General features: G+C 59.8%; 17 protein-coding genes. 9 read left to right on the plus strand and 8 right to left on the minus strand.

From position 1 onward, the window contains the following. Nucleotides 1-79: 79 nt before the first annotated feature. Both ACR3E2_RS08205 and ACR3E2_RS08210 read left to right on the plus strand, forming a co-directional pair. Nucleotides 80-538, plus strand: coding sequence for an NUDIX hydrolase (locus ACR3E2_RS08205; RefSeq protein ID WP_480473641.1), 459 nt, complete (start codon nucleotides 80-82; stop codon nucleotides 536-538). An 89-nt stretch (nucleotides 539-627) separates the two neighbouring features. Further along, nucleotides 628-2106, plus strand: a complete 1479-nt coding sequence (locus ACR3E2_RS08210; protein WP_480484527.1) for an inorganic phosphate transporter — start codon at nucleotides 628-630, stop codon at nucleotides 2104-2106. A 9-nt stretch (nucleotides 2107-2115) separates the two neighbouring features. Here the strand turns inward: ACR3E2_RS08210 and ACR3E2_RS08215 are convergent, their stop codons facing one another. Both ACR3E2_RS08215 and ACR3E2_RS08220 read right to left on the minus strand, forming a co-directional pair. After that, nucleotides 2116-3090 (minus strand): 2-dehydropantoate 2-reductase, encoded by a 975-nt coding sequence (locus ACR3E2_RS08215; RefSeq protein ID WP_480484528.1) that lies wholly within the window; start codon nucleotides 3088-3090, stop codon nucleotides 2116-2118. A gap of 45 nt (nucleotides 3091-3135) precedes the next feature. Continuing rightward, the gene (locus ACR3E2_RS08220) at nucleotides 3136-4128 is read right to left on the minus strand and encodes a pirin family protein (protein ID WP_480484529.1); all 993 of its coding nucleotides are present in this window, start codon (nucleotides 4126-4128) and stop codon (nucleotides 3136-3138) included. A 176-nt stretch (nucleotides 4129-4304) separates the two neighbouring features. Between ACR3E2_RS08220 and ACR3E2_RS08225 the strand changes: the two genes are divergently transcribed. The 3 genes from ACR3E2_RS08225 to ACR3E2_RS08235 are packed head-to-tail and all read left to right on the plus strand — an operon-like array spanning nucleotide 4305 to nucleotide 5490. Continuing rightward, the gene (locus ACR3E2_RS08225) at nucleotides 4305-4763 is read left to right on the plus strand and encodes a MarR family winged helix-turn-helix transcriptional regulator (RefSeq protein ID WP_480484530.1); all 459 of its coding nucleotides are present in this window, start codon (nucleotides 4305-4307) and stop codon (nucleotides 4761-4763) included. Continuing rightward, a complete protein-coding gene (locus ACR3E2_RS08230) occupies nucleotides 4760-5137 on the plus strand; it encodes a hypothetical protein (RefSeq protein ID WP_480484531.1) in 378 nt (125 codons plus the stop codon). The genes ACR3E2_RS08225 and ACR3E2_RS08230 overlap by 4 nt, the downstream gene beginning before the upstream one ends. A 38-nt stretch (nucleotides 5138-5175) precedes the next feature. Beyond that, entirely contained in the window at nucleotides 5176-5490 is a 315-nt protein-coding gene (locus tag ACR3E2_RS08235) for a monooxygenase (protein ID WP_480473648.1), read from the plus strand. A 24-nt stretch (nucleotides 5491-5514) separates the two neighbouring features. Here ACR3E2_RS08235 and ACR3E2_RS08240 read toward each other — a convergent pair whose 3' ends face one another. From ACR3E2_RS08240 to ACR3E2_RS08255, 4 genes are all read right to left on the minus strand, one after another. After that, nucleotides 5515-5859, minus strand: a complete 345-nt coding sequence (locus ACR3E2_RS08240; protein ID WP_480484532.1) for a 5-carboxymethyl-2-hydroxymuconate Delta-isomerase — start codon at nucleotides 5857-5859, stop codon at nucleotides 5515-5517. A gap of 58 nt (nucleotides 5860-5917) precedes the next feature. After that, nucleotides 5918-6844: an ornithine carbamoyltransferase gene (argF, locus tag ACR3E2_RS08245; RefSeq protein WP_480484533.1), complete on the minus strand. Its 927-nt coding sequence runs from the start codon at nucleotides 6842-6844 to the stop codon at nucleotides 5918-5920. A 75-nt stretch (nucleotides 6845-6919) separates the two neighbouring features. After that, nucleotides 6920-8107 (minus strand): acetylornithine transaminase, encoded by a 1188-nt coding sequence (locus ACR3E2_RS08250; RefSeq protein WP_480484534.1) that lies wholly within the window; start codon nucleotides 8105-8107, stop codon nucleotides 6920-6922. 242 nt (nucleotides 8108-8349) lie between these two features. Beyond that, nucleotides 8350-8610 (minus strand): zinc ribbon domain-containing protein, encoded by a 261-nt coding sequence (locus ACR3E2_RS08255; protein WP_209598147.1) that lies wholly within the window; start codon nucleotides 8608-8610, stop codon nucleotides 8350-8352. Between the two features lie 74 nt (nucleotides 8611-8684). Between ACR3E2_RS08255 and ACR3E2_RS08260 the strand changes: the two genes are divergently transcribed. From ACR3E2_RS08260 to ACR3E2_RS08270, 3 genes are all read left to right on the plus strand, one after another. Continuing rightward, nucleotides 8685-9050 (plus strand): MerR family transcriptional regulator, encoded by a 366-nt coding sequence (locus tag ACR3E2_RS08260; protein ID WP_209505680.1) that lies wholly within the window; start codon nucleotides 8685-8687, stop codon nucleotides 9048-9050. A 52-nt stretch (nucleotides 9051-9102) separates the two neighbouring features. Beyond that, nucleotides 9103-9987 carry a DMT family transporter gene (locus tag ACR3E2_RS08265; protein ID WP_480484535.1) on the plus strand — a complete coding sequence of 295 codons (885 nt, stop codon included), beginning with the start codon at nucleotides 9103-9105 and terminating at the stop codon, nucleotides 9985-9987. Between the two features lie 106 nt (nucleotides 9988-10093). Beyond that, nucleotides 10094-11329 (plus strand): MFS transporter, encoded by a 1236-nt coding sequence (locus ACR3E2_RS08270; protein WP_480484540.1) that lies wholly within the window; start codon nucleotides 10094-10096, stop codon nucleotides 11327-11329. Here the strand turns inward: ACR3E2_RS08270 and ACR3E2_RS08275 are convergent. Then, on the minus strand, nucleotides 11326-12129 hold the full coding sequence (locus tag ACR3E2_RS08275; protein ID WP_209505676.1) for an ABC transporter permease: 804 nt from the start codon (nucleotides 12127-12129) through the stop codon (nucleotides 11326-11328). The genes ACR3E2_RS08270 and ACR3E2_RS08275 overlap by 4 nt on opposite strands. Before the next feature lie 126 nt (nucleotides 12130-12255). Here ACR3E2_RS08275 and ACR3E2_RS08280 point away from each other — a divergent pair, with 126 nt between their 5' ends. Further along, nucleotides 12256-12825, plus strand: a complete 570-nt coding sequence (locus ACR3E2_RS08280) for a GcrA family cell cycle regulator (protein WP_267363457.1) — start codon at nucleotides 12256-12258, stop codon at nucleotides 12823-12825. Between the two features lie 598 nt (nucleotides 12826-13423). Here the strand turns inward: ACR3E2_RS08280 and ACR3E2_RS08285 are convergent. Continuing rightward, complete coding sequence (locus tag ACR3E2_RS08285; protein ID WP_170357373.1) at nucleotides 13424-14431, minus strand: helix-turn-helix domain-containing protein; 1008 nt, start codon at nucleotides 14429-14431, stop codon at nucleotides 13424-13426. Nucleotides 14432-14444 lie beyond the last annotated feature (13 nt).

The raw sequence follows: 14444 nt of genomic DNA on the forward strand, positions 1-14444 counted from the left end.
ACATTTCATTGAAGTCTGGCATTATTGTTGTTACGTCACACAGGTTTCGAAGACAGAAACAGGATTTGAAGAACATCTCATGAGTGCTTGGCTGCGAAATATCTGGGAAGAGGTCGGACGCCCCTTGTTCCTGCGTCCCCAAAGGGTGCAGTTTGCGGCCCTGTGTACACGCAGGCATGAGGATCAGGACGAGGTTCTGCTGATCACCAGCCGCGAAACCGGGCGCTGGATCATCCCGAAGGGCTGGCCTGTCAATGGTCTGGACGGGTTGGAGACGGCCCTGCTGGAGGCGTGGGAAGAGGCTGGCGTGCGTGCAGAAGCGGTCGACAAGGAGCCCATCGGCCAATTCACCTATGACAAGATCTTCAAGGGGGGATCGGCACAGTCGGTCCTGACCCGCGTCTACCGGGTTTCCGTGCGAGAACTTGCCGATGATTTTCCCGAAGTGGATAAGCGCAAACGTCAGTGGTTTTCACCGGCAGAAGCCGCCAAACGGGTGCAGGAGCCCGAGTTGCAGGCGCTGCTGCGACAGATGTAGCCGTTTCGCAACAATTTGATGGCTGCGCGCTTGCCCCTGAACCGGGAAACCGTTAGCTGCGGGCGATCTGCGAAACTTTGACCAAGCCCATGTCTGACACAAATTCAAAACCGCGCTGGCAGTCGCTTGACAGCGACCTGCAACGCATCTCGCGCGTAGAAATCGCCAATCTTCATGTCGCCCGCCCGCTGCTGGCGCCGGGAATTGCACTGGCGTTCATGGTGCTTTCCGGATTGATGGCGGCGGTGCTGTTCGGTCGGGCCGACGGCACCTATATCGTCGTGGCTGCCGCCGCGTTCGGAGCCTATATGGCGATCAACATCGGTGCCAATGACGTGGCCAACAACATGGGTCCCGCGGTGGGTGCGAACGCGCTGACCATGGGCGGTGCCATCGTGATCGCCGCCGTTGCCGAAAGCGCGGGCGCTTTGCTTGCGGGGGGCGATGTGGTCTCGACCATCTCGAAGGGGATCATCGACCCGGCCTCGGTGCAGAACAGCAACGTGTTCATCTGGGCCATGATGGCGGCGCTGATCTCGTCCGCCATGTGGGTCAATCTGGCGACCTGGATCGGTGCGCCGGTGTCGACAACACATTCGGTTGTGGGCGGGGTCATGGGCGCGGGGATTGCCGCTGCCGGTCTGAGCGCGGTGAGCTGGGGCACGATGGGCGCGATTGCGGCCAGCTGGGTGATATCCCCGGTTCTAGGCGGCGTGATTGCGGCGGCATTCCTGGCGCTGATCAAGACCAAGATCCAGTATCAGGACGACAAGATCGCCGCCGCGCGGCGTTGGGTGCCGATCCTTGTGGCGGTGATGGCGGCAGCGTTCGCCACCTACCTGTCGGTCAAGGGTCTGAAGCGGATCGTGAAAATCGAATTGGAGGTGGCGCTGCTGATCGGTCTGGGCAGCGGTGTGCTGGTCTGGGCGCTGACGGTTCCCTGGGTGCGTCGCAAGTCCGAGGGGCTGGAGAACCGGACCCGGTCGCTGAAAACCCTGTTTGGCCTGCCATTGGTGATATCGGCCGCGTTTCTGAGTTTTGCCCATGGCGCCAATGATGTGGCCAACGCGGTCGGCCCCCTTGCAGCGATTGTTCACGCGGCGGAGTTCGGGGATTTCGCCCAAAAGGTTTCGATCCCGTTATGGGTGATGATCATCGGCGCGTTCGGGATATCGTTCGGCCTGTTCCTGTTCGGGCCCAAGCTGATCCGGATGGTCGGCAGCCAGATCACCAAGCTGAACCCGATGCGGGCGTTTTGCGTGGCGCTGTCAGCGGCGATCACGGTCATTGTCGCCAGCTGGCTGGGCCTGCCGGTCAGTTCCACGCATATCGCCGTTGGCGCAATTTTCGGCGTCGGGTTCTATCGTGAGTGGCAGTCGGATCGCAGGCGGAAACAGAACAATGGGCGAAACGCGACGGCCCAGAAGCTGGCCCCGGAAGAATACCGGCGGCGCAAGCTGGTGCGGCGGTCGCATTTCATGACGATCGTTGCGGCCTGGGTCGTGACCGTGCCTGCCGCAGCCGCCATGTCGGCCGTGATTTTCTGGACATTGACCAGATTCGTCTGACGACCGCGATCAGAGCCTGATCTGTTCCGGGGACAACGGATGATCTGGCGCGTGTTTGATCAGGTCTGACACTTTTGTGCAAAGGGGGGTGGGCACCCCGGTTTCATGCCCCAGCCGAATGATATGGCCCTGAAGGCTGTCGATTTCCGTTTGCCGCTCGGCCATCAGGTCATAGGCCATCGAGGTCCGGGCGGTCGGGTCAATGGTGAGCATCCGCGCTGCGATCCGGCTGAACAAGGGTGTCGGCAGGCGCAGGATATGCGGCGTCATCCACGCCGGAAGCGGCGTTGTCGAGGCCACCGGATGCCCGGCCGATTTGAGAACCAACAGCGCCTCGGCCATCTGGTCGGCCATGAGGTTGCGCCAGTCACGGCTGAGCAGCTGATCCACAAGCGGCAGGCCCGACAGCGCGTTCAGCGCATTGTTCAGATTGATCACCAGCTTGCCCCATTGCACCGCCTCGATCCGGTCAGTTGCGATAACGGGCAGGTCCGGGCTGCTGAGGGCGGTGGCCAGATCGCCGGGGCCGTTCTGGATGACAATTTCGCCTGATGTGGCCCGGTGATAGGTGGCGGGGCCGTTCGGGACCACGTTGAAGGGGACCATGCCCGCGCGCACATCCCGACCGGGCAGCGCCTTGCGCAGGGTTGCCGCATTCTCGATCCCGTTTTGCCAGGACAGGACGGGCGCGTCCCGACAGGCGGCGTCCGCGATGTGACCGGCCATATCCGCCGTCGCCCCGGATTTGACGGTGACAATGACCAGCTCGGCTTGATCCAGGCAGGCAGGATCGGTGCTGAGTGTCAGGGCTTCCGCCGCAACATGGGCATTGAGGCCATCGTAATCCGTGACCGCCAGCCCATGTTCGCGGATCGGGTCCAGTACACGGGCACGCCCCAGCAAGGTCACCGCATGCCCTGAGCGGGCCAGTAAACCGCCGCAGTAGCAGCCGATGCTGCCCGCGCCTGCGATGACAAGTTTCATGATACCCCCTCTGGTATACCAGAAAGGATCACCGCAAACGGACGGTTACACAAGCCCACCCGGCCCCGACGCCGTACGCGGGCGGGCCAGCCGGGGCTTAGTATGCTCAAACTGTTCTGAAATGGCGATAAATTCGCGGTCATCCCCTGCCGGAAGGTGGAAGGCGCCATTGACCCAATCGGCGCTTTTCCACTCATGAATCGCCGTCTCGATCTTTTCTTTCGAGGATGAGACGAAGTTCCACCAGATATAGCGATCCTTATTCAGGGTCGCGCCGCCCAGCAGCATCAGCCGCGCGCCCTGCGGGCCTGCCCGGGCCGATAGCCTGTCACCGGGGCGGAACACCATCATGCGGCCTTCGTCGAACATGTCGCCTGCAATCTCGATCGATCCTTGCGTGACATAGACACCGCGATCCTCGTGGTCGTCGGGCAGCGGGAAGGACGCGCCGGGGGCAAGCTGAACATCCAGATAGAAGGTCTCGGACAGCATCGTCACGGGGCTGGTTTCGCCATAAGCGTTGCCGAGGATCAGCCGTGCGCTGACGCCCTTGTCTTGGATATGGGGCAGCGCGCCTTGCTTGTGGTGTTCGAACTCGGGGGCCATATCCTCCTGCGCTTCGGGCAGGGCAAGCCAGGTCTGAATGCCGAACAGCTTGTGGCCTTTGCCGCGCGTTTCTTCGCTGGTGCGCTCGGAATGGGTCACGCCACGGCCTGCAACCATCCAGTTGACCTCGCCGGGGTAAATCATCTGGTGAGTGCCGAGGCTGTCGCGATGTTCGAATTCGCCCTGATAGAGGTAAGTGACGGTTCCCAGCCCGATATGCGGGTGCGGTCGCACGTCAATGCCGCCTTCGGTGACGAATTCTGCCGGGCCGACCTGATCGAAGAAGATGAATGGGCCAACCAGTTGGCGTTTGACCGAGGGCAGCGCGCGGCGCACCTCGAACCCGCCCAGATCGCGGGCGCGGGGAATGATGAGTGTTTCCAGCGCGCCGTTTTCAGCTGCGTCGGTGGTGTGGGACGGGTTCCAGCTCACATTCGTATCCTCGGCCTTTTTGATCATCCAAAGCAGGTCTGCATTCGCTAAGTCAAAATATATGCAGGCCCGGGCCCGGCGTCAGTGCAGCCTTGCACGGGGGACGTGCATATTTGCAGCATTCGCACGTGTGGGTGCATCTTGACATTACCCCTAACTAGGGATAAATGACAGCCATGACACACGAGACCCAAGACCGAGAAAACCAGGCCCTGGTATTGGCCCTGTTGCGCAGCCAGCAGTTGTTCATGCGTGCCATGGGGCCGGTGTTTCGCGCCGGGGGGCTGACGGCACCTCAGTGGGATGCGCTGGAGACCCTGAACACCAAAGGTGCGCTGTCGATCAATGACCTGTTGCGCCTGACGCTGTCCACATCCGGCAATCTGGATGTTGTCGTCAAAAACCTGATTCAGGCCGGTCTGGTGGAGAAGACCGTTGATGAAACCGACAAGCGCGCCCGCGTTTTACGCCTGACAGAAGCCGGAAAACAGAAAGTGGCCGCGTTCATGCCCGTCCACAATCAGGCGCTGGAGCAGATATTCGGACGCCTGAGCACCGAAACCAGACGCGAGACAATCAGAACGCTCAACCAGCTTCGCAAAAAGCTGCCCCAACCACAGAAAGGCGAGACATGACCAACAAAACCTTCCTGACCGCGCATGGTGTGATCTACATGTTTTTCGCATTGGCGCTTTTATTTGCGCCAACCATCCTTTGGCCCAATTATGGACTGCAACTGAACGATCGGTATGCCGTGTTTCTGTCGCAGCATAATGCGATCTTTCTGGGTGGCATCGGCCTAATCAGCTTCCTGTTTCGAAACACTGAAACCGGTACCGAGACGGCACAGAACATCCTGAAAGGTCTGATGGGGACCAACATATTGGGCGTTGTCATCACGCTTTATGCCTGTCTGACCGGGGTGTTCACCGGCTTTGGCTGGTCCGACCCCATCTTCTTTGCGCTGCTTGCCATTCTGAGCTTTGTGCAGCTTGGCAAGAACCGCTGATCACACCCCCTACCCCCCTGAACGTGGAGCATTTGACCATGAGTACGATGAAAATCTGGGATCTGCATCTGGCCTATGACGGACCCGTAACCGCAGAGTTTCTGGCCGGAACAAAGGAACTGGCTGAAAGCATCGCCCAGGAACCCGGTGTCGTCTGGAAGATCTGGACTGTCGAAGAAGGCACGAACCATTTCGGATCGACCTATCTGTTTCGCGATCGCGCCAGTCTGGAGACCTACAAGGCGATGCACCTGAAACGCCTTGAGGCCATCGGGGTCGCAGTGACCTCGGATCATGTCTTTGATATCATGGAAGACCTCAGCGCGATCAACAACGCGCCGATACACGGCTGACGGACCCGGAGAGTACCCGCGCCATCAACCTGCCAGGCGCTTTGCATAGGTGGCGCGGGTCATCTCGACATCCTGCACGGTGATGCTGCCGACCTCGGGCATGGTCTGGGCCAGAACGTCCAGAATGATGGCGTTAAGCTCGGCCCGTGTGGCCTCATCCCGGCCGCGCATCAACAGCAGCGTGGCATGCACGAAGGTCTGCGGTTGCGTGCCGATGAAGGAATAGGCAATTGGTGCGGCGCGGATCTTGAGCGCTGAGGCGTCGATTTCATCATGTTTTGCGAGAACAGTATGCAGCCGCTCGCATATCATCTGGAAATCATGAGTGTCGTCCAGAGATTTGGAAAATTCCAGCGTGACGTGAGGCATTGAATGCTCCGGAGGTCATGAGAGAGCCTGATGGCCCTCTCGAAACTGCAAGTTGATCCTAAACGCCAAGACACCAGCGCATTACGGCCTTTTGTGCGTGCAGGCGGTTTTCGGCCTCATCGAAGATGACCGAGTTCGGGCCGTCCATGACCTCGGAGGTTGCTTCTTCCTCACGATGCGCGGGCAGACAGTGCATGAACAGCGCGTCGGGTTTGGCATGTGACATGAGTTCCGCGTTGACCTGATAGGGGCGCAGCATGTTGTGGCGGCGTTCCTTGGCGGATTGGCTGTCATGCATCGAAACCCAGGTGTCGGCCACCACCAGATCAGCGCCCTCGACCGCTTTGTGCGGGTCCCGTTCGATGACGACTCTGGACCCCTTCTGGCGGGCAAACCCCATGAACTCTTCTTCCGGATCAAGCTGGGCCGGGCCGGAGAAGGTCAGATCGAAGCCGAATTGACCGGCGGCGTGCAGGAAGGAGGCGCAGACATTGTTGCCATCGCCGGTCCAGACCACTTTCTTGCCCGCAATGGGGCCGCGGTGTTCCTCGAACGTCAAAACATCGGCCATGATCTGGCAGGGATGGGTGCGGTCGGTCAGGCCGTTGATGACGGGCACGTCGGAATACTCGGCCATTTCGGTCAGGATGGTTTCATCGAAGGTGCGGATCATGATCATGTCGACATAGCGCGACAGCACACGGGCGGTATCGGCAATGGTTTCGCCGTGACCCAGCTGCATGTCCTTGCCCGACAGCACCATGGTCTGGCCACCCATCTGGCGCACACCCACGTCAAAGGACACGCGCGTCCGGGTCGAGGGCTTTTCGAAGATCAGCGCGACCATACGGTCTTTCAGCGGCTGTTCGTCGTCAGGGGCGGCCTTGGGGCGGCCCAGACGCGCCAGTTTCATCGCGCCCGCCTGATCGATCATGGACCGCAGCGCGGTGGCATCAGTTTTGTGGATATCGAGAAAATGGTTCATATCGCTTCGCTTTTGGCTGGTCGGGCGGTGGGGGCCAGCCCCCACACCCCCGGAGTATTTGGGAAAAGATGAAGCTCAGGCAGTTGCGAGCTGGGTTTCGATCTGATTGGCGGCCTTTTCGAGGCGGATCATGGCCTGGGCGATGTCATCCTCGGTCAGGGTCAGGGGGGGCAGCAGGCGGATGACGTTGTCGGCGGCGGGGACGGTGATGACCAGATTGTCATAGCCCGCATTGACCACATCAATATTCGGCGCCTTGCATTTCAGGCCGAGCATCAGGCCCGATCCGCGCACCTCTTCGAAGACCTCGGGGTGATCGGCGACCAGGCCTTCGAGTTTCTGGCGCAACAGGCCAGCCTTGCGGTTGACACCTTCGAGAAAGGCGGGTGTGGCGACCTGATCGATCACCGCACAGCCCACGGCGCAGCCCAGCGGGTTGCCGCCATAGGTGGAGCCATGCGTGCCTGCGGTCATACCGGACGCCGCATCTTCGGTTGCCAGCACAGCGCCGAGGGGGAAACCACCGCCGATGCCTTTGGCGACCATCATGATATCCGGGGTGATCCCGGCCCATTCATGGGCGAAGAGCCTGCCGGTCCGACCGACGCCGCATTGCACCTCGTCCAGGATCAGCAGTAGACCGTGTTCGTCGCAAATGGCGCGCAGGGCCTTGAGTTCGGCATCGGGTACGGGGCGGATGCCACCCTCGCCCTGAATCGGTTCGATCAGGATGGCTGCGGTATTTTCCGTGATGACGTCGGTGACACCGTCGAGATCGCCAAAGGTGACGTGGACAAAGCCCGGCAAAAGCGGGCCAAAGCCTTTGGTCATCTTCTCGGACCCGGCCGCAGCGATGCCCGCCGACGACCGGCCATGGAAGGAGCCATCGAAGGTGATGATCTCAACCCGTTCGGGCTGGTCTTTGTCATAGAAATACTTGCGGGCCATTTTCACGGCCAGTTCACAGGCTTCGGTACCGGAATTCGTAAAGAATACCGTATCCGCAAAGGTGTGTTCGACCAGCTTGTCTGCCAGCGCCTGCTGTTGCGGGATGTTGTAGAGGTTCGAGACATGCCACAGCGCATGGGCCTGTTCCGTCAGTGCGGCCACCAGCGCCGGATGGGCGTGGCCCAGCGCGTTCACCGCGATCCCTGCGCCGAGGTCCAGAAAACGTCGGCCATCCGCCTCGGTCAGCCAGGCGCCTTCGCCCTTTACAAATGACAGGGGCGCGCGGTTATAGGTCGGCAGAACGGACGGGATCATGGGATCATCCTTTTCGGGTCGTTTGAGCCTCGTGAGTGATACACGAAGGCCCGGTTCGTCAACAGATTTGGTGAGATTTGTGCCAATTTGGCAGGCACATGGGATCAAACAGGCCGATTACGCAGAGAGGCGTCGGCGTCGGAGCAACTGGATATGTGCGCGTTTGATCATGGCCGCTCTATAGACGTGAAAAGACAGCCTGAAAACCCTATTATTGCCGCAGGGTCAAAATTGCCGCCGGATCATCCCGCCGAGCGCCAGCGGTCGAGCTTGCCCATACCGCGGGTGAAAGCCCAGGCAAGGATGCGGGGCATGCCTTTGGCGACGAGGGCATCGACGCAATGAGACTGAAACTCTTCCAGCGAAGCGTCGGGGTGGCGGAACGCACCGTTTTCGTAACACAGCGAGCAGTAACGCGTGCTGCGCCCGCCGTCAGCTTCGGACCCGCCGCCCTGGGGATCTTTTGACAGCGGCATGCCGCAACTTTGGCATTTGGGACCCATGGTGCATGTCCTTGCAGAGAATGACTGTCTGACATAGGATCAAAACCATGGAGTTGAGTCAACGGTTTTGAAACATGCGGATCGGGGAACTTGCGCGGCGCAGCGGGCTGAGCCGTGACACGCTGAGGTTTTATGAACGCCAAGGGCTGATCCGGTCAGGCCCGGGGCCGGACAACACAAACAGCTATCGCGACTATCCCGAAGACGCGCTGATCACGCTGGAACAGGTAGCCGATGCACAGGCGGCAGGCATCAGCATTGCAGAACTGGTCATGTTGCTGGGGCAGTTGGAAGCCGCCGATCCCGACAGCTTTGACGGCGAGGCGTTTTTGCAGGACCGGATTGACGAGGTCGAAGCGCGGATTGTGCGGGCAGAGCGGTTTCTGGACAGCCTCAAACAAGCCAAGGCGGCGCTGGCGGCCCCACCGGTTTTGCGCTGAGCGCAGAATTGCGTCTTGCCAAGGCACCCGTTTTGGCGCACCGCTTTCGCCCATGTTCACCCCGAAGGCGCAAAATCCTGCTTTGGCCGCAGGGCTGATCTTTGTCGCGACCGCCTTTATCGCGGCGACGACGCTGTTGGCCAAGGCCTTGGGGACGGATACACTCGGGCCACCCTTGCACGCGATGCAAATCAGTCACGGGCGGTTTCTGTTTGCCCTGCTTGCCATCCTGTCGGCGGTCGCAGTGCTTCGTCCCCGGCTGGGGCGGCCCCATTGGGGGCTGCATGTCGGGCGAACCAGCTTTGGCTGGGCCGGGGTGACGTTGATGTTCGCGTCTGTTGCGTTCATTCCGATGGCGGATGCGACGGCGATCTCCTTTCTGAACCCGGTCTTTGGCATGGTCCTGGCCATTCCGCTATTGGGGGAACGCGTCGGCCCGTGGCGCTGGCTGGCGGCGGCCGTGGCCTTTGTGGGTGCGGTAATCCTGCTGCGCCCGACACCTGCAAGTTTTCAACCCGCCGCCCTTCTGGCGCTGGCTGCGGCTGCGTTTATCGGGATGGAGCTGATCTTTATCAAGAAACTGTCGGGGCGCGAGGCCCCGATCCAGATTCTGCTGATCAACAACACGATGGGGCTGGTGATCGCCACGGTCGCGGTCAGCTTTGTGTTTCACATGCCGACACCGCAGCAATGGGTTGCGCTGGTGGGGATCGGCCTGCTGATGGCCTGCGCGCAGGTTTGTTTTATCAACGGCATGGCACGTGCGGACGCGTCATTCGTGGCCCCGATCAGCTATGCCACACTGATTTTTGCCGCGCTGTACGATTTTGCGGTGTTTGATGTGATCCCCGACCGGATCAGCCTGATTGGTGCGATCACGATTCTCACCGGGGGGCTGATCCTGGTCTGGCGCGAGGCGGTAAACCGCCGGACCTGACAGAAAAAACCGCCCTTGCGGTTCAGGGGCGACCTTTGTGTCGCAAATCCCCATGAATGGCGAGGTGACCGGCGCATTCTGGGCTGAGTTGATTTGCGAGTTTGTTATGCATGAACGCCGAATACCTGAATGGGTACGCCACGCGCCTGCCCCATCGGTGCGCGATTTCGGGATTCTGGCCGGAATCGAAGCCGTGGTGCGCGGTATTCTGATTTCGGTCTTTCCGCTGGCGATGTACCGGGCGCTGGGCGATGCCTCGTCCGTGTCATTCCTGTATTTCCTGATTGGCATCCTGTCCCTGCTGGTCGGGTTGATGGTGCCGTTCCTGATCCGTTTTGTACCGCGCAGATGGGCCTATTCCACCGGTTGCGTCATGTTCATCTGCGGTGCATCGCTGGCGATCGTGGGCAGCCCCGAGGCCGTGGTCGGCGCGTTGGCCCTGAATACCATGGCCGCGGTTGTCACTTTCATCTGCTTCAACACCTATGTGCTGGATTACATCAGCAAGATCGAACTTGGCCGGTGCGAGACCAGCCGCATGTTCTACAGCGCTTTGGGATGGACGGGCGGCCCAATGGCCGGTGTTCTGCTGATGGAGCTTTGGCGCCCTGCCCCGTTTGTCATCAGTGCCGGAGCGGCGCTGGTCATGCTGGCGCAGTTCTGGCGCATGCGTCTGGGCAATGGCAAGCTGATCACCAAGGCTCGTGGTCCGGCCAAGAACCCGTTGGCCTTTCTTCCCCGGTTCTTTGTCCAACCCCGACTGGTTGCCGGATATCTGTTTGCAATGATCCGGTCCTGCGGCTGGTGGATATATGTGGTCTACCTGCCCATTTTCGCCATCCAAAACGGGCTGGGAGAACAACTGGGCGGCATCCTTCTGTCGTGCACAAACGCCATGCTGCTGGCCGCCCCGTTGATCCTGCGCTGGGTCCAGACGCGGTCGCTCAGATCGGCTGTTCGCATCGGGTTTGCCGCCGCGGGGGCCTGCTTTTTCGCAGCCGGATTGGTCGCGGGATGGCCGGTTGCCTCGGTGGCTGCGCTGGTTCTGGGGTCTGTCTGGCTGATCGTTCTGGATATCTGCGCCGGATTGCCCTTCCTTATGGCCGTTAAACCGTCTGAGCGAACCGAGATGTCGGCGATTTATTCCAGTTACCGCGATGTCTCGGGCATTCTGACGCCCGGTGTTGCATCTCTGGTCTTGTTGGTGGCGCCGGTGGCCGGTGTGTTCGCGGCAGGCGGGATTGCCCTGTTTGGCGCTTGGGCTGTGTCGGCCCGCTTGCATCCGCGGCTGGGCGAATCCAAGCCTTCCCTGCCGCCCGACAGGTTGGCAGAGACCGGTTAAGCCTTTAGCCGATAACCGGTGCGCAGCATTTGCCAGGTGATCAACCCGATGGCCAGCGTGGCAAAGCCACAAACCGCCATGCCCAACCACGGCGAGCTGTCGGACACGCCGATCATGCCGTAACGCAGCCCATCGATCAGGTAGAAGACCGGGTTCAGATGGGTCAGGCGGTTCAGGACAGGAGGCAGCGCCTCGACCGAATAGAAGGTGCCCGACAGGAAGGCCAATGGCGTGACGATGAAGTTGGTGATCGCGGCCATCTGATCGAATTTGTTTGCAAAGATCCCGGCAAACAGGCCCAGTGCGCCCATGAAGGCGCCCCCCAGAACAACAAAGATCAGTGCAATCAACGGGTGCTGGGGCGCGATGGACAGCAAAACCAGCAACGCAACTGAAATCACCAGCGCGATCATCAGGCCACGGGCAATGCCACCGGCGAGATACCCCAGCAGGATCTCGAGCGGGGACAGCGGCGGCATCAGCGTGTCGACGATATTGCCCTGTACCTTGGCAATCACCATCGAAGAGGAGGTATTGGCAAAGGCATTCTGGATTACCGTCATCATCAGGATCCCCGGTGCCAGAAAGACCACAAACGGCACGCCCATGACGTCAGGGCGGCTGGGCCCAATGGCGATGGTGAAGATCAGCAGGAACAGGCCAGCCGTGACCAGAGGCGCCAGAACGGTCTGGGTCCAGACCGAAAGAAAGCGCCGGATTTCGCGCTGCGCCAGCGTGTAAAGCCCCATCCAGTTGACCGCCCCAAAGCTGCGTTCGGTCTGTTCTGCGGGATTCTGCATGCTTTGCCCTCAACCTGATTCGAAGACAGCTTGTAACTCGGGCTGCAGTGTTTAGAATAGGGGGCTGAGACGAATTCCCAAGGCGGCCCGAATCCGGGGCCGCTTTCCGCTTTTGAAAGGCTGACGATGTCCTGGACAGACGAGCGCGTAGAACTGCTGAAGAAGATGTGGGGCGAAGGCCAGTCGGCCAGCCAGATCGCCAAGGAACTGGGTGGCGTGACCCGCAACGCGGTGATTGGCAAGGTCCACCGCCTGGGCCTGTCCAACCGGACAGCAGGCGCAGCCCCGGCCAAGTCCGAACCGAAAGAGAAACCGGCACCCGCGCCCAAGGCCGAAGCCAAGCCCAGACCCATGCCAAAGACAGAACCGGCGCGCCCGGCTGCTGCTGCCGAGGCGAAACCCGCCGTTCCGGCGCGCCGCCAGATCATCCCGGCCGGTCAGCCGCTGCCGCCGCAGCCCTCGGCCAACGAAATCAGCCCCGAGGCGCTGGCCAAGGTCAACGAGATCGAGAAGAAAGCCAAGAAGCTGACGCTGATGGAACTGACCGAGAAGACCTGCAAATGGCCCGTGGGCGACCCCGCGACCGAGGATTTCTGGTTCTGCGGCCTGCCGGTTGAGGCGGGCAAACCCTATTGCGAGGCGCATGTGGGCGTGGCCTTCCAACCCATGAGCTCGCGCCGCGACCGGCGGCGGTAATAGCGAACACAAGAACCTAAATCTTGTCTATGGAACGTGAAAAGGGCGCAGGCGTTTCGCCACGCCTCTTACCGGAGGCGTTGCATAGTCAACAACGACGCAAGACGTAACGAGCTCTTACAAAGAAAACACCCTCGCTGAATGCTGCGAAGGTGTTTTAGTTCGGAGCGTCAACTTTGCGGGACAAACCCGCCTTTTGCCGATGCTGCTTTTGCTGACGCAGAAAGCACTCGCGGGCGCGGAGGGATTTTCTCTGTGAAGCAGCAGGCGCCGTGAGAGCGGTCATTGAGCGGCACAAATTTGAGCGGATTCCGAAACGCACTTTCGCCGCGGCTGGAACCGGCAAACAAGACGCGGGACTTTGCGGCCTTCCGCATTTTTAGTCCAAAGGACCGCAGTCAGCCCCGAAGCGGACCTTCGCAACCAAGCTTTGCTAACTCCGAAATACACAACGAAACGGCCAGTTGCAGAGGTTGTATCGGCGGTGGCAACCAACCATTCATGTCGTCGACTAACCTGTTCAACGTCGCACTACAACTTCTCCGAACTGATCCCACGAGGACCTAATCTTCGAAGCGTTCATTTGGCTCGACCACATTTACTTGCTTCGGAACTTGGTCGGTGTCATTCCGGTCTGACCTCGGAAAAAGCGAGTGAAATGGGACTTGTCAGAATAGCCGAGCATCAGTCCGATCTCTGCAATTGTCATCTGGTTTTGTTTGAGGTGCTCCTTGGCGACATCGATACGCAGCCGTTTGATTTCGCGCGGTAGCGTTGTGCCTTGTTTTTGAAGCGCTTTCAGAAACCGTTCCGGTTGTATTCCCAGCATTCCAGCCACCATCTCTGGTCCCAAATCGGTTTCATCCAGTTTGTCGCGTAAGACAGATCGCAAAGCTGCCACCACGGTTACTTCTTCATCTTGTCGAAGTGATGCTATGGGCTTGGCAGAACCCTCAGAGACGTGGTGCAAAAACAACCATTCCACAGGAAAACTAATTTGCATTCCGGGATCAGTCCCAAGGCCAACCTCGATCCCTTTGTAGTCGATAGGCAGCCCATTGATGTATCTGCTTTCCCATCGCACACGGGAAGAGTCCCAGGACTCTCCGACGACGGTCTGCAATAGGCGTACATAGATTGCGGCACCAAAACCGGTCACCTGAATGGGTGGGACGGTTGGTTCCTGTTGCCTCTCGATACGATAAGTCGCTTTGTCTGCTTCAATGACAAGGCTGTGCCGCACAGAATTGGACTCCTGCGGCACGAGCTCAACAAAGCGGGTAAAAAACTCGAACAGCGTTTTTGTAGATTGCAAGGCTTGAGCGAAGGGCGGCCATCCTTGTAGGTCAAACGCTTCCCCTACATTCAGTCCTAGGTATCGATCCCCTGATACTTCTGAGAAAGCATTTACCAAGCCGTAAACCAACTCGGAGTGAACGAACACGGATGGGTTAGTCATCAGTTCAGCTTTCAAGCCGACCTGATCCAATGCTGGTTGCGGATTGATCTTACGTTCGGTGAGATATTGCAGAAAGGGAGCGGCTAAAGAGAGGCGAACAAAGCCCTCGCTATGCTCTCGGGAGGTGGAGTTGAAAGGCAAGCTCATAACCCTTGTTGGA

The sequence above is a fragment of the Ruegeria sp. AL7 genome (assembly GCF_056536105.1).

Bases quoted from the DNA above. Each gene is read 5' to 3' on its own strand.
- ACR3E2_RS08210 (WP_480484527.1), top strand. From the start codon at position 628: ATGTCTGACACAAATTCAAAACCGCGCTGGCAGTCGCTTGACAGCGAC.
- ACR3E2_RS08235 (WP_480473648.1), top strand. From the start codon at position 5,176: ATGAGTACGATGAAAATCTGGGATCTGCATCTGGCCTATGACGGACCC.
- ACR3E2_RS08285 (WP_170357373.1), bottom strand. From the start codon at position 14,431: ATGAGCTTGCCTTTCAACTCCACCTCCCGAGAGCATAGCGAGGGCTTT.
- ACR3E2_RS08250 (WP_480484534.1), bottom strand. From the start codon at position 8,107: ATGATCCCGTCCGTTCTGCCGACCTATAACCGCGCGCCCCTGTCATTT.
- ACR3E2_RS08265 (WP_480484535.1), top strand. From the start codon at position 9,103: ATGTTCACCCCGAAGGCGCAAAATCCTGCTTTGGCCGCAGGGCTGATC.
- ACR3E2_RS08230 (WP_480484531.1), top strand. From the start codon at position 4,760: ATGACCAACAAAACCTTCCTGACCGCGCATGGTGTGATCTACATGTTT.
- ACR3E2_RS08225 (WP_480484530.1), top strand. From the start codon at position 4,305: ATGACACACGAGACCCAAGACCGAGAAAACCAGGCCCTGGTATTGGCC.
- ACR3E2_RS08280 (WP_267363457.1), top strand. From the start codon at position 12,256: ATGTCCTGGACAGACGAGCGCGTAGAACTGCTGAAGAAGATGTGGGGC.
- ACR3E2_RS08255 (WP_209598147.1), bottom strand. From the start codon at position 8,610: ATGGGTCCCAAATGCCAAAGTTGCGGCATGCCGCTGTCAAAAGATCCC.
- ACR3E2_RS08270 (WP_480484540.1), top strand. From the start codon at position 10,094: ATGCATGAACGCCGAATACCTGAATGGGTACGCCACGCGCCTGCCCCA.
- ACR3E2_RS08275 (WP_209505676.1), bottom strand. From the start codon at position 12,129: ATGCAGAATCCCGCAGAACAGACCGAACGCAGCTTTGGGGCGGTCAAC.
- ACR3E2_RS08240 (WP_480484532.1), bottom strand. From the start codon at position 5,859: ATGCCTCACGTCACGCTGGAATTTTCCAAATCTCTGGACGACACTCAT.
- ACR3E2_RS08260 (WP_209505680.1), top strand. From the start codon at position 8,685: ATGCGGATCGGGGAACTTGCGCGGCGCAGCGGGCTGAGCCGTGACACG.
- ACR3E2_RS08205 (WP_480473641.1), top strand. From the start codon at position 80: ATGAGTGCTTGGCTGCGAAATATCTGGGAAGAGGTCGGACGCCCCTTG.
- argF (WP_480484533.1), bottom strand. From the start codon at position 6,844: ATGAACCATTTTCTCGATATCCACAAAACTGATGCCACCGCGCTGCGG.
- ACR3E2_RS08215 (WP_480484528.1), bottom strand. From the start codon at position 3,090: ATGAAACTTGTCATCGCAGGCGCGGGCAGCATCGGCTGCTACTGCGGC.